11 protein-coding genes are annotated in these 13,864 nt (G+C 54.2%); all 11 read left to right on the top strand.

Annotation, left to right across the window (positions count from 1 at the left end):
• The first annotated feature begins 149 nt into the window (after nt 1–149).
• The 11 genes from ispU (at nt 150) to dnaE (ending at nt 13,852) form a co-directional block, all read left to right on the top strand.
• Complete coding sequence (gene ispU / locus IM304_RS05430) at nt 150–908, top strand: (2E,6E)-farnesyl-diphosphate-specific ditrans,polycis-undecaprenyl-diphosphate synthase (RefSeq protein WP_047051280.1); 759 nt, start codon at nt 150–152, stop codon at nt 906–908.
• A gap of 12 nt (nt 909–920) precedes the next feature.
• Nucleotides 921–1,778, top strand: coding sequence for a phosphatidate cytidylyltransferase (gene cdsA / locus IM304_RS05425; RefSeq protein WP_148420142.1), 858 nt, complete (start codon nt 921–923; stop codon nt 1,776–1,778).
• 11 nt (nt 1,779–1,789) lie between these two features.
• A complete protein-coding gene (gene rseP / locus IM304_RS05420) occupies nt 1,790–3,142 on the top strand; it encodes a sigma E protease regulator RseP (protein ID WP_148420143.1) in 1,353 nt (450 codons plus the stop codon).
• 31 nt (nt 3,143–3,173) lie between these two features.
• A complete protein-coding gene (bamA, locus tag IM304_RS05415) occupies nt 3,174–5,591 on the top strand; it encodes an outer membrane protein assembly factor BamA (protein WP_193355745.1) in 2,418 nt (805 codons plus the stop codon).
• A gap of 123 nt (nt 5,592–5,714) precedes the next feature.
• Nucleotides 5,715–6,209, top strand: coding sequence for a molecular chaperone Skp (skp, locus tag IM304_RS05410; RefSeq protein WP_006810039.1), 495 nt, complete (start codon nt 5,715–5,717; stop codon nt 6,207–6,209).
• Between the two features lie 3 nt (nt 6,210–6,212).
• Nucleotides 6,213–7,238: a UDP-3-O-(3-hydroxymyristoyl)glucosamine N-acyltransferase gene (gene lpxD / locus IM304_RS05405; RefSeq protein WP_193355744.1), complete on the top strand. Its 1,026-nt coding sequence runs from the start codon at nt 6,213–6,215 to the stop codon at nt 7,236–7,238.
• Nucleotides 7,239–7,342: 104 nt separating this feature from the next.
• Nucleotides 7,343–7,798, top strand: a complete 456-nt coding sequence (gene fabZ / locus IM304_RS05400) for a 3-hydroxyacyl-ACP dehydratase FabZ (protein ID WP_003856165.1) — start codon at nt 7,343–7,345, stop codon at nt 7,796–7,798.
• A 3-nt stretch (nt 7,799–7,801) separates the two neighbouring features.
• Nucleotides 7,802–8,590 (top strand): acyl-ACP--UDP-N-acetylglucosamine O-acyltransferase, encoded by a 789-nt coding sequence (gene lpxA / locus IM304_RS05395; protein ID WP_148420146.1) that lies wholly within the window; start codon nt 7,802–7,804, stop codon nt 8,588–8,590.
• On the top strand, nt 8,590–9,738 hold the full coding sequence (gene lpxB, locus IM304_RS05390) for a lipid-A-disaccharide synthase (protein WP_193355743.1): 1,149 nt from the start codon (nt 8,590–8,592) through the stop codon (nt 9,736–9,738). Before lpxA ends, lpxB begins: the two co-directional genes overlap by 1 nt.
• Complete coding sequence (gene rnhB / locus IM304_RS05385; protein WP_193355742.1) at nt 9,735–10,331, top strand: ribonuclease HII; 597 nt, start codon at nt 9,735–9,737, stop codon at nt 10,329–10,331. The genes lpxB and rnhB overlap by 4 nt, the downstream gene beginning before the upstream one ends.
• A gap of 38 nt (nt 10,332–10,369) precedes the next feature.
• Nucleotides 10,370–13,852: a DNA polymerase III subunit alpha gene (dnaE, locus tag IM304_RS05380; RefSeq protein ID WP_193355741.1), complete on the top strand. Its 3,483-nt coding sequence runs from the start codon at nt 10,370–10,372 to the stop codon at nt 13,850–13,852.
• Nucleotides 13,853–13,864: the final 12 nt, after the last annotated feature.

Here is a 13,864-nt window from a genome sequence, read left to right as displayed (position 1 = left end):
TTGGGCTTCGGTGATATAGTCTGCGCCACCTGATCGCAGGTATTTGGCTTTAAGTGGTCAGGTAAGCCGTGGTTTGACACGGCTTTTTTATGTATAGGCTTCAGTATTCCTGTGTACCGTTAAATCCTTTCAGGGACTAAAAACGCGTTATGTTGTCTGCGAATCAACCAATAAGCGAAAACTTGCCAGCACATGGCTGTCGTCATGTTGCAATCATCATGGATGGCAACGGCCGCTGGGCGAAAAGACAAGGGAAGATACGAGCCTTTGGGCATAAAGCTGGGGCGAAATCCGTTCGCCGCGCCGTTTCTTTTGCCGCCAATAACGGCATTGATGCGTTAACGCTCTATGCTTTTAGCAGTGAAAACTGGAATCGACCTGCGCAGGAAGTGACGGCGCTGATGGAACTGTTCGTGTGGGCGCTCGATAGTGAAGTAAAAAGCCTGCACCGCCACAACGTCCGCCTGCGTATTATTGGCGATACCAGTCGATTTAACTCACGTCTGCAGGAACGGATTCGCAAAGCAGAAGCGCTGACGGAAAACAATACCGGCCTGACGCTCAATATCGCGGCGAATTACGGCGGACGCTGGGATATTATCCAGGGTGTTCGGCATTTGGCTGAGCAGGTTCAGGAAGGGCTGTTAAGACCCGACCAGATTGATGAAGAGGCGCTGAGTCAGCAAATCTGCATGAATGAACTGGCACCCGTGGATTTGGTTATAAGAACAGGGGGGGAACATCGCATAAGTAACTTTTTGCTGTGGCAAATTGCCTACGCCGAACTTTACTTTACTGATGTTCTTTGGCCAGATTTTGATGAACAAGACTTTGAAGGTGCGCTGCATGCCTTTGCCAATCGAGAGCGTCGTTTCGGCGGCACCGAGCCTGGTGGCGATAACGCCTGATGGGGGTAGCTTTTGCTGAAGTATCGCCTGATTTCCGCTTTTGTATTAATACCCGTCGTCATCGCAGCGCTGTTTTTACTGCCGCCGGTGGGATTCGCTATTGTTACGCTGGTGGTGTGTATGCTCGCCGCGTGGGAATGGGGGCAGCTTAGCGGCTTTACTTCGCGCACGCAGCGGGTATGGCTGGCGGTACTCTGTGGTTTTTTACTGGCCCTGATGCTGTTTACCTTGCCTGAATATCATCATGATGTTCATCAGCCGCTGGTGGCCGGATCCTTATGGATTTCGCTAGGCTGGTGGATTGCTGCGCTTGTTTTAGTGCTTTTCTATCCTGGCTCTGCGGCACTCTGGCGTAACTCTAAGGTGTTGCGCCTTATTTTTGGTCTGCTCACCATTGTGCCGTTTTTCTGGGGCATGGTCGCACTGCGCGCCTGGCACTATGACGAAAACCACTACAGCGGTGCGTTATGGCTGCTTTATGTGATGATTCTCGTCTGGGGGGCTGACTCCGGGGCCTATATGTTTGGTAAACTGTTCGGCAAACATAAACTGGCGCCGAAAGTTTCCCCGGGTAAAACCTGGCAAGGGTTCATCGGTGGCCTGTTTACGGCGGCGATCATCTCCTGGGGCTATGGCGTCTGGGCGAATCTGGAGGTTGCACCCTCAACGCTGCTGGTATGTTCGATTTTCGCGGCGCTGGCATCGGTACTGGGTGATTTAACCGAGAGTATGTTTAAGCGTGAAGCAGGGATTAAGGACAGTGGTCACCTGATTCCAGGACATGGCGGAATACTGGATCGCATTGACAGCCTGACAGCGGCTGTTCCAGTGTTTGCTTGCCTGCTTTTACTGGTGTTTGGGACGATATAACGGAAGGTTTTATGCTGAGCATTCTCTGGAATCTGGCGGCGTTCATTGTTGCACTGGGTGTACTGATTACCGTGCATGAATTTGGCCATTTCTGGGTTGCCCGGCGCTGTGGTGTACGGGTGGAGCGATTCTCGATTGGCTTTGGCAAATCGCTCTGGAAGCGCACCGATAAGCATGGCACCGAGTTTGTCATTGCTCTGATTCCCCTGGGCGGCTACGTCAAAATGCTCGACGAACGCGTCGAGCCTGTCGCTCCGGAACTTCGACACAGCGCGTTTAACAACAAAACCGTTGGACAACGTGCTGCCATCATCGCTGCCGGCCCGGTAGCCAATTTCATCTTCGCTATCTTCGCCTACTGGCTGGTATTCATCATCGGCGTGCCTGGCGTGCGTCCGGTTGTGGGTGAAATCACCTCCGGTTCTGTTGCGGCGACGGCGCAAATTACACCGGGGATGGAACTTAAAGCGATTGATGGTATCGAAACCCCTGATTGGGATGCCGTGAGGTTACAGCTGGTTGCCAAAATTGGTGATGAGCAGACGACCGTCAGCGTATCGCCATTTGGTTCCGAGCAGCGGCAGGATAAAGTGCTGGATTTACGCCACTGGAGCTTCGAGCCTGACAAAGAGGACCCTGTCGCTGCACTGGGTATACGACCGCATGGTGCCCAGATCGAGCCGGTATTAGCTGAAGTACAGGCCAATTCGGCGGCAAGTAAAGCGGGTTTACAAGCGGGTGACAGGATCGTTAAAGTCAATGGTCAGCCATTAACACAATGGATGACCTTTGTTACTCTGGTGCGCGATAATCCTGGTAGACCGCTCGCGCTGGAAGTGGAAAGGCAGGGGAGTCCGCTCTCACTGACCCTCACCCCGGATACCAAATCGGGCAGCGGTAAGGCGGAAGGGTTTGCTGGCGTCGTGCCGAAAGTGATCCCACTGCCAGACGAGTACAAGACAATACGCCAGTATGGGCCGTTTAGCGCCATCGTTGAGGCCACGGATAAAACATGGCAGCTGATGAAGCTAACGGTCAACATGTTGGGGAAACTGATTACCGGTGATGTCAAACTGAACAACCTCAGTGGGCCAATTTCGATTGCTCAGGGGGCTGGGATGTCAGCGGAGTTCGGGGTGATTTACTATCTCATGTTCCTTGCGCTGATTAGCGTGAACCTGGGGATAATCAACCTGTTCCCGCTTCCCGTGTTAGATGGGGGCCATCTGCTGTTTTTAGCGATCGAAAAGCTAAAAGGCGGACCGGTATCCGAGCGAGTTCAAGACTTTAGTTATCGCATTGGCTCGATTTTGCTGGTGCTGTTAATGGGGCTTGCACTTTTCAATGATTTCTCTCGGTTGTAAGAGAGTTAGTTAGGAAGAACGCATAATAACGATGGCGATGAAAAAGTTGCTCATAGCGTCGCTGCTGTTTAGCAGCGCCACCGTATACGGTGCTGACGGGTTCGTAGTGAAAGACATTCATTTCGAAGGCCTTCAGCGTGTCGCCGTTGGTGCGGCCCTCCTCAGTATGCCTGTGCGCCCCGGCGATACGGTTAATGATGAAGATATCAGTAACACCATCCGTGCTCTGTTTGCCACTGGCAACTTTGAGGACGTCCGCGTCCTGCGCGATGGTGATACGCTGGTGGTTCAGGTAAAAGAACGTCCAACGATTGCCAGCATCACTTTCTCCGGCAACAAGTCGGTGAAAGATGACATGCTCAAGCAAAACCTTGAGGCATCGGGTGTTCGTGTGGGGGAATCTCTGGACCGCACTACCCTTGCAGACATTGAAAAAGGTCTGGAGGACTTCTACTACAGCGTCGGTAAATACAGCGCGAGCGTGAAGGCGGTTGTTACACCGCTGCCGCGTAACCGTGTTGACCTGAAACTGGTCTTCCAGGAAGGTGTTTCTGCGAAGATCCAGCAGATCAACATCGTGGGTAACCACGCGTTCAGCACCGACGAACTGATCTCCAACTTCCAGCTGCGGGACGAAGTGCCGTGGTGGAACGTGGTGGGCGATCGTAAATACCAGAAACAGAAGCTGGCGGGCGACCTTGAAACCCTGCGCAGCTACTATCTGGATCGCGGTTACGCCCGCTTCAATATCGATTCAACTCAGGTGAGTCTGACGCCGGACAAAAAAGGTATCTATATTACCGTTAACATCACAGAAGGCGACAAGTACACGCTTTCAGGTGTAGAGGTAAGTGGAAACCTGGCAGGGCATTCGGCTGAAATTGAATCCCTGACCAAAATTCAGCCAGGCGATCTCTATAGCGGCTCCAAAGTCACCAAAATGGAAGACAGCATTAAGAAGCTGCTCGGCCGTTATGGTTATGCTTATCCGCGCGTACAAACGCAGCCGGAAATCAACGACACGGATAAAACCGTTAAGCTTCACGTTAACGTTGATGCGGGCAACCGTTTCTACGTTCGTAAGATCCGCTTCGAAGGCAACGATACCTCCAAAGACTCCGTTCTGCGTCGCGAAATGCGCCAGATGGAAGGGGCATGGCTGGGTAGCGATCTGGTAGACCAGGGTAAAGAGCGTCTGAACCGTCTGGGCTACTTTGAAACGGTCGATACCGATACTCAGCGCGTTCCGGGCCGTCCGGATCAGGTTGATGTCGTTTATAAAGTCAAAGAGCGTAACACCGGTAGCTTCAACTTCGGTGTCGGTTACGGTACTGAAAGCGGCGTGAGCTTCCAGGTCGGTGTCCAGCAGGATAACTGGCTGGGTACAGGTTACTCTGTCGGTATCAACGGGACCAAAAACGACTACCAGACTTACTCTGAGTTCTCCGTAACTAACCCATACTTCACCGTTGACGGTGTTAGCCTGGGCGGTCGTATTTTCTACAACGACTTTAAAGCGGACGACGCGGACCTCTCCACGTATACCAACAAGAGTTACGGTCTGGACGGTACGCTCGGCTTCCCGGTTAACGAATACAACACTCTGCGTGCTGGTTTAGGTTACGTGCATAACGACCTGTCCAACATGCAACCGCAGGTGGCGATGTGGCGTTATCTGGACTCTATCGGTCAGTCGGCAAGTACGTCCAGCGATAACAACGGTTTCGCTGCGGATGACTTCACCTTCAACTACGGTTGGACCTACAACCGCCTTGACCGTGGCTTCTTCCCGACGGAAGGTTCACGCGTCAACCTGAACGGTAAAGTGACCATTCCTGGCTCTGATAACGAGTTCTATAAGGTTACGCTGGATACGGCGTCCTACTTCCCAATTGATGACGACCACAAGTGGGTCGTTCTGGGTCGTACCCGTTGGGGTTACGGTGACGGTATCGGAAGCAAAGAGCTGCCGTTCTATGAGAACTTCTACGCCGGTGGTTCAAGCACCGTGCGCGGCTTCCAGTCTAATAACATCGGTCCGAAAGCGGTGTATTACGGCGGTAATGACGAAGATAACTGCGCAAGCCGTGATTCAAAACAGGTCTGTAGCTCCGATGACGCTGTAGGCGGTAACGCCATGGCCGTGGCGAGCCTCGAGTTCATCACGCCGACGCCGTTTATCAGCGACAAGTACGCGAACTCTGTCCGTACCTCCTTCTTCATGGATGCTGGTACGGTGTGGGACACCAACTGGGAGAACACCGCCCAGATGCGTGCTGCGGGAGTTCCGGACTACAGCGATCCGGGCAATATTCGCATGTCCGCAGGTATCGCATTACAATGGATGTCACCGCTGGGGCCGTTGGTCTTCTCCTACGCCCAGCCGTTCAAGAAATACGATGGAGACAAAGCGGAGCAGTTCCAGTTTAACATTGGTAAAACCTGGTAATAATCCGCTGCAAAGGAATGCGTTGGCAGTGTAGCGCTGACAACCGGCGATCGGTAACACGGTCGCCTTGCCACGCAAAGAACGGCACCCCTCGGGTGCCAATGGGATGGTAAGGAGTTAATTGTGAAAAAGTGGTTATTAGCTGCAGGTCTCGGTTTAGCGATGGCAACTTCCGCTCAGGCAGCGGACAAAATTGCAATCGTCAACATGGGTAATTTGTTCCAGCAGGTTGCACAGAAAACCGGTGTTTCTGCGACGCTGGAAAACGAATTCAAAGGCCGTGCGAGCGAGCTGCAACGTATGGAAGGCGATCTTCAGTCCAAAATGCAGCGTTTACAGCGTGATGGTTCTACCATGAAAGCGAGCGAGCGCAGCAAACTGGAAAAAGACGTCATGTCTCAGCGCCAGACCTTCTCTCAGAAAGCTCAGGCTTTCGAGCAGGATCGTCAGCGTCGTTCTAACGAAGAGCGTGGCAAGCTGGTGACTCGCATTCAGTCTGCCGTTAAAGCAGTAGCAGCCGATCAGAGCATCGATCTGGTTGTTGATGCGAACGCCGTTGCATTCAACAGCAGCGATGTTAAAGACATCACCGCTGATGTTCTGAAACAGGTTAAATAAGTAATGCCTTCAATTCGACTGGCTGATTTAGCTCAGCAGTTGGATGCAGAATTACACGGTGATGGCGATATCGTCATCACCGCTGTTGCGTCCATGCAATCTGCTAAAGCAGGCACTATTACCTTCATGGGAAGCCCTAAGTACCGTGAACACCTGGCCCAGTGCCAGGCGTCTGCCGTTGTTCTGACGCAGGACGATCTTCCGTTTGCCACTAGCGCTGCACTGGTAGTGAAAAATCCCTACCTGACGTATGCGCGCATGGCGCAAATTCTTGATACCACGCCGCAGCCGGCGCAGAACATTGCAGCCAGTGCTGCGATTGATCCGACGGCTCAGCTGGGTAACAACGTGGCGGTCGGTCCAAACGCCGTTATCGAATCCGGTGTGGTGCTGGGCGATAACGTGGTGATTGGACCTGGCTGCTTTGTTGGAAAAAATACAAAAATTGGCGCAGGGACTCGTCTGTGGGCCAATGTGTCTGTCTATCATGAGGTTGAGATTGGCGAGAATTGTCTCGTACAGTCCAGCACGGTGATTGGTTCTGACGGATTTGGTTACGCCAACGATCGGGGTAACTGGGTTAAGATCCCTCAGCTGGGTCGCGTGATTATCGGCGATCGTGTTGAGATCGGGGCTTGCACAACCATTGACCGTGGTGCGCTCGACGACACCATTATTGGTAACGGTGTTATCATAGACAACCAGTGCCAGATTGCACATAACGTTGTGATTGGCGACAATACCGCAGTTGCGGGTGGTGTTATCATGGCAGGCAGCCTGAAAATTGGCCGTTACTGCATGATTGGCGGTGCCAGCGTGATCAATGGCCATATGGAAATATGCGACAAAGTCACGGTGACGGGAATGGGCATGGTGATGCGTCCAATCACTGAACCAGGCGTTTATTCCTCGGGCATTCCGCTGCAACCGAACAAGGTATGGCGTAAAACAGCTGCACTGGTGATGAATATTGATGATATGAGCAAGCGACTCAAAGCGATTGAGCGCAAAATCGATCAACAAGACTAAGCGTTCATCCGTTTAACGCTAAATTTCCCGGCCTGTCGGCTTTGTTTATAAACCGGCAGGCCGTGTTATTATTGCTACTTAGTACATTTGACAGGAAGAGTATTTTGACTACTGACACTCATACTCTGCATATTGAAGAGATTTTAGAACTTCTGCCGCACCGCTACCCGTTTTTGCTGGTAGACCGTGTGCTGGATTTTGAAGAAGGTCGTTTTCTGCGCGCAGTGAAAAATGTCTCCGTTAACGAGCCGTTCTTCCAGGGGCACTTCCCTGGTAAGCCTATCTTCCCGGGTGTATTGATCCTGGAAGCGATGGCACAGGCTACCGGTATTCTGGCGTTTAAAAGCGTTGGAAAACTGGAGCCGGGTGAACTCTATTACTTCGCGGGTATCGATGAAGCGCGCTTCAAGCGTCCGGTCGTGCCTGGTGATCAAATGATCATGGAAGTCACTTTTGAAAAAACGCGTCGCGGCCTGACTCGCTTCAAAGGCGTAGCTATGGTTGACGGCAAAGTTGTTTGCGAAGCAACAATGATGTGTGCGCGTAGCCGGGAGGCCTGATACGTGATTGATAAATCCGCCTTTATTCATCCTACCGCTATTGTGGAAACGGGTGCCATCATTGGTGCTAACGTTCACATTGGCCCGTTTTGTATTGTTGGACCCCATGTCGAAATTGGTGAGGGTACAGTACTGAAATCTCACGTTGTGGTGAATGGTCATACCACCATTGGCTGCAACAATGAGATCTATCAGTTCGCCTCCATCGGCGAAGTTAACCAGGATCTTAAGTATGCTGGCGAACCGACCCGCGTGGAAATCGGCGATCGTAACCGCATTCGCGAAAGCGTCACCATTCATCGTGGCACAACGCAGGGCGGTGGAGTGACGAAGGTGGGCAGCGACAACCTGTTTATGGTTAATGCGCATATTGCGCATGACTGTAACGTCGGTAGCCGCTGTATCCTCGCCAACAACGCAACGCTGGCGGGGCACGTATCGGTCGATGATTTTGCAATTATTGGCGGCATGACCGCGGTCCATCAGTTCTGCATCATTGGTGCGCACGTGATGGTCGGCGGATGCTCCGGTGTGGCGCAGGACGTCCCACCGTTCGTGATTGCGCAGGGCAACCATGCCACGCCGTTTGGCGTGAACATCGAAGGCCTTAAGCGTCGTGGCTTCAGCCGCGAAGCGATTACGGCGATCCGCAACGCGTACAAATTGCTGTACCGTAGCGGTAAAACGCTGGAAGAGGCGAAGCCGGAAATTGCCGAACTGGCGAATAAGCACCCTGAAGTGAATACGTTCATGGAATTCTTTGAACGTTCAACCCGTGGTCTGATTCGTTAATGGTCGACAGTCGTCCGCTTACCATAGCCCTGGTCGCCGGAGAAACCTCCGGCGATATTCTTGGTGCAGGTCTTATCCGCGCGCTTAAAGCCCGTGTACCCAATGCCCGCTTTGTCGGCGTGGCTGGCCCGCTGATGCAGGCCGAAGGCTGTGAAGCCTGGTATGAAATGGAAGAGCTGGCCGTGATGGGCATCGTCGAGGTGCTGGGGCGCCTGCGCCGTTTGCTGCACATTCGTGCCGACCTTACCCGCCGTTTTACCGATCTCAAACCCGATGTGTTTGTCGGTATTGATGCACCTGATTTCAATATCACCCTTGAAGGGAGCCTGAAAAAGCAGGGTATCAAAACTATCCATTACGTCAGTCCGTCCGTCTGGGCGTGGCGACAGAAACGCGTTTTCAAAATCGGACGGTCCACCGATCTGGTGCTGGCTTTTCTGCCTTTCGAAAAAGCGTTTTACGACAGATTCAATGTCCCGTGCCGTTTTATCGGTCATACCATGGCGGATGCGATGCCGCTGGATCCGGATAAAAACGCGGCGCGTGATGCGCTGGGCATTCCGCATGATGTGCACTGTCTGGCGCTGCTGCCGGGAAGCCGTGGTGCTGAAGTTGAAATGCTCAGCGCCGATTTCCTGAAAACGGCACAAATTCTCCGCAGCACTTATCCCGATCTTGAAGTGGTCGTGCCGCTGGTGAATGCCAAACGCCGCGAGCAGTTTGAGCGTATCAAAGCGGACGTTGCCCCGAATCTCCACGTCCGCCTGCTGGACGGGAAAGGACGGGAGGCCATGTTTGCGAGCGATGCCGCACTGCTGGCTTCCGGCACGGCTGCGCTGGAGTGTATGCTGGCAAAATGCCCGATGGTGGTCGGTTATCGCATGAAGCCGTTTACCTTCTGGCTGGCAAAACGTCTGGTGAAAACAGAGTACGTCTCGCTGCCAAACCTGCTTGCGGGTCGCGAGCTGGTGAAAGAACTATTGCAGGATGAGTGCCAGCCGCAGGCGCTGGCTGATGCACTGCTGCCGCTGCTGGCAAACGGCAAGACCAGCCACCAGATGCACGAAACGTTCCGTGAGCTGCATCAACTGATCCGCTGTAATGCTGATGAGCAGGCGGCCGATGCGGTGCTGGAGTTAGCAAAATGATGGAATTTATTTACCCTCATACGCGCCTCGTTGCCGGTGTGGATGAGGTCGGACGCGGCCCGTTAGTGGGAGCCGTGGTGACCGCGGCGGTGATCCTCGATCCAGCGCGTCCGATTAGTTGTCTGAACGACTCGAAAAAACTGAGTGAAAAGCGCCGCCTGGCGCTGTTCGATGAAATTAAAGAGAAGGCGCTGGCCTGGAGTATCGGGCGCGCAGAGCCGAATGAGATTGACGATCTGAATATTCTGCACGCCACCATGCTGGCAATGCAGCGTGCTGTCGCTGGCCTGAAAATTGTGCCTGAGTATGTGCTGATTGACGGTAATCGTTGCCCGGCGCTGCCGATGCCTTCACTGGCCGTCGTTAAAGGCGATAGCCGCGTCGCAGAAATCAGCGCGGCGTCAATCATTGCCAAGGTGACACGCGATGCCGAAATGGCCGCGCTGGATCTCACTTATCCTGCGTATGGTTTTGCCCAGCACAAGGGATATCCAACCGCTTTCCATCTGGAAAAGCTGGCTGAACATGGCGCAACTGAACATCATCGGCGCAGTTTCGGCCCGGTGAAACGTGCGCTGGGACTGGTGTCCTGAATCAAGACGCAAGCAATTAAGTAACGCGGAATCTGAAGATGGCTGAACCACGTTTCGTACACCTGCGGGTGCATAGCGACTACTCCATGATCGATGGGCTGGCAAAGACCGGGCCGCTGGTAAAAAAGGCGGCCTCGCTCGGCATGCCTGCGCTGGCGATCACCGATTTTACCAACCTGTGTGGCCTGGTGAAGTTCTACGGAACGGCGCATGGTGCAGGGTTAAAGCCCATCGTTGGCGCGGACTTTCACGTACAGAGCGAGCTGCTCGGCGATGAGATGACGCAAATTTCCGTGTTAGCCATGAATAACACGGGCTATCAGAACCTCACTCTGCTGATCTCAAAGGCCTACCAGCGCGGCTACGGCGCACTGGGGCCGTGGATTGACCGTGACTGGCTGGCGGAGCTGAACGAAGGGTTGCTGCTGATCTCCGGTGGCCGTATGGGCGATGTCGGCAAATGTCTGCTGCGCGGCAACAGCGCGCTGGTGGATCAGTGCGTGTCGTTCTACGAAGAGTATTTCCCGAATCGCTATTACCTTGAGCTGATCCGCACCGGGCGAGCGGACGAAGAGAGCTACCTGCATGCTGCCGTAGCCCTTGCCGAAGCGCGCGGGCTGCCCGTGGTGGCAACCAACGACGTGCGCTTCCTTGAGTCTGGCGATTTTGACGCCCACGAAATCCGCGTCGCTATCCACGACGGCTTTACCCTTGACGATCCGAAACGCCCGCGCAACTACTCGTCGCAGCAGTACATGCGCAGCGAAGAAGAGATGTGCGAGCTTTTCTCGGACATTCCGGAAGCGCTGGAAAACAGCGTAGAGATAGCCAAGCGCTGTAACGTCACCGTACGTCTCGGCGAATATTTCCTGCCGCAGTTCCCGACAGGTGACATGACCACGGAAGATTTCCTGGTCATGAAATCGAAAGAGGGCCTTGAAGAGCGTCTGGAATTCCTTTTCCCGGATGAAGCGGTCCGTAAAGAGAAGCGTCCTGAGTATGATGAGCGCCTGGATATTGAGCTCCAGGTTATCAACCAGATGGGATTCCCGGGCTACTTCCTGATCGTGATGGAGTTCATCCAGTGGTCGAAGGATAACGGCGTACCGGTTGGTCCGGGGCGTGGTTCCGGTGCCGGCTCGCTGGTGGCGTATGCGCTGAAAATCACCGACCTCGATCCGCTGGAATTCGACCTGCTGTTCGAACGCTTCCTTAACCCGGAGCGTGTCTCCATGCCCGACTTCGACGTCGACTTCTGCATGGAAAAACGCGATCAGGTTATCGAGCACGTGGCCGATATGTACGGCCGTGATGCGGTTTCGCAGATCATTACCTTCGGTACGATGGCGGCGAAAGCGGTTATCCGCGACGTGGGCCGCGTGCTGGGGCACCCGTACGGTTTCGTCGATCGCATCTCTAAGCTGGTACCGCCCGATCCGGGCATGACGCTGGCTAAAGCGTTTGAAGCCGAACCTCAGCTGCCGGAAATATACGACGCCGACGAAGAGGTCAAAGCGCTGATCGACATGGCGCGCAAGCTGGAAGGCGTCACGCGAAATGCCGGCAAGCATGCGGGGGGCGTGGTTATCGCCCCGACCAAAATTACTGACTTTGCGCCGCTGTACTGCGACGAAGCGGGCCAGCATCCGGTTACCCAGTTCGACAAGAACGACGTGGAATACGCCGGGCTGGTGAAGTTCGACTTCCTCGGCCTGCGTACGCTCACCATCATCAACTGGGCGCTGGAGATGATCAACGCCCGCCGCGAGAAGAACGGCGAGCCGCCGCTGGATATCGCGGCTATCCCGCTTGATGACAAGAAAAGTTTCGACATGCTGCAACGCTCGGAGACGACAGCCGTTTTCCAGCTTGAATCCCGCGGCATGAAAGATCTGATTAAACGTCTTCAGCCTGACTGCTTCGAAGATATGATCGCGCTGGTGGCGCTATTCCGTCCCGGCCCGCTGCAGTCGGGAATGGTAGATAACTTTATTGACCGTAAGCACGGGCGCGAAGAGATTTCCTATCCGGACGTGCAGTGGCAGCACGAAAGCCTGAAACCGGTACTGGAGCCGACCTACGGCATCATCCTGTATCAGGAACAGGTTATGCAGATAGCCCAGGTGCTTTCCGGCTATACCCTTGGCGGCGCGGACATGTTGCGTCGTGCGATGGGTAAGAAAAAGCCGGAAGAGATGGCCAAGCAGCGTTCCATCTTTGAGGACGGGGCGAAGAAAAACGGCGTCGACGGCGAACTGGCGATGAAAATCTTCGACCTGGTGGAGAAATTCGCCGGGTACGGATTTAACAAATCCCACTCTGCCGCCTATGCTTTGGTGTCGTATCAAACGCTATGGCTGAAGGCGCACTATCCCGCTGAGTTTATGGCGGCGGTAATGACTGCCGATATGGACAACACCGAAAAGGTCGTTGGCCTGGTGGACGAGTGCTGGCGCATGGGGCTTAAGATCCTGCCGCCGGATATCAACTCCGGGCTGTATCATTTCCACGTTAACGAACACGGGGAAATCGTCTACGGGATCGGCGCGATCAAGGGCGTCGGTGAGGGGCCGATCGAGGCGATCATCGAAGCTCGTAACAACGGCGGTTACTTCCGCGAGCTGTTCGATCTCTGCGCCCGTACCGATACCAAAAAACTGAACCGCCGCGTGCTGGAAAAACTGATCATGTCCGGCGCGTTCGACAGGCTGGGGCCGCACCGCGCCGCGTTGATGAACTCGCTCGGCGATGCGTTGAAGGCGGCCGATCAGCACGCAAAAGCGGAAGCCATTGGCCAGGCGGATATGTTTGGCGTGCTGGCGGAAGAGCCAGAGCAGATCGAGCAGTCCTATGCCAGCTGCCAGCCGTGGCCAGAACAGGTGGTGCTGGATGGTGAGCGTGAAACGTTAGGTTTGTACCTGACGGGGCACCCTATCAACCAGTATCTCAAAGAAATTGTGCGCTATGTCGGCGGCTACAGGCTTAAAGACATGCATCCGACAGAACGTGGTAAAATCACCACGGCTGCGGGGCTCGTGATTGCTGCAAGGGTAATGGTCACCAAGCGCGGCAATCGTATCGGCATCTGTACACTGGATGACCGTTCCGGGCGTCTGGAGGTGATGTTGTTCACCGACGCGTTGGATAAATACCAGCAATTGCTGGAAAAAGACCGCATACTTATCGTCAGCGGACAGGTCAGCTTTGATGACTTCAGCGGGGGGCTTAAAATGACTGCCCGCGAAGTGATGGACATTGACGAAGCCCGGGAAAAATATGCTCGCGGGCTTGCTATCTCGCTGACGGACAGGCAAATTGATGACCAGCTTTTAAACCGACTCCGTCAGTCTCTGGAACCCCACCGCTCGGGGACAATTCCAGTACATCTCTACTATCAGAGGGCGGATGCACGTGCGCGGTTGCGCTTTGGTGCAACGTGGCGTGTCTCTCCGAGCGATCGTTTACTGAACGATCTCCGTGGCCTCATTGGTTCGGAGCAGGTGGAACTGGAGTTTGACTAATACAGGAATACT

The organism is Enterobacter cloacae complex sp. P40C2, from assembly GCF_014930695.1.
Lineage (GTDB): Bacteria > Pseudomonadota > Gammaproteobacteria > Enterobacterales > Enterobacteriaceae > Enterobacter > Enterobacter pasteurii.
Note: the sequence above shows the minus strand (reverse complement) of the source record. Positions and strands in the feature narration are given on the sequence as shown.

Excerpts from the sequence above, each read along its gene's own strand:
- ispU (WP_047051280.1), top strand. The coding sequence starts at position 150 with ATGTTGTCTGCGAATCAACCAATAAGCGAAAACTTGCCAGCACATGGC.
- lpxD (WP_193355744.1), top strand. The coding sequence starts at position 6,213 with ATGCCTTCAATTCGACTGGCTGATTTAGCTCAGCAGTTGGATGCAGAA.
- rnhB (WP_193355742.1), top strand. The coding sequence starts at position 9,735 with ATGATGGAATTTATTTACCCTCATACGCGCCTCGTTGCCGGTGTGGAT.
- dnaE (WP_193355741.1), top strand. The coding sequence starts at position 10,370 with ATGGCTGAACCACGTTTCGTACACCTGCGGGTGCATAGCGACTACTCC.
- rseP (WP_148420143.1), top strand. The coding sequence starts at position 1,790 with ATGCTGAGCATTCTCTGGAATCTGGCGGCGTTCATTGTTGCACTGGGT.
- bamA (WP_193355745.1), top strand. The coding sequence starts at position 3,174 with ATGGCGATGAAAAAGTTGCTCATAGCGTCGCTGCTGTTTAGCAGCGCC.
- lpxB (WP_193355743.1), top strand. The coding sequence starts at position 8,590 with ATGGTCGACAGTCGTCCGCTTACCATAGCCCTGGTCGCCGGAGAAACC.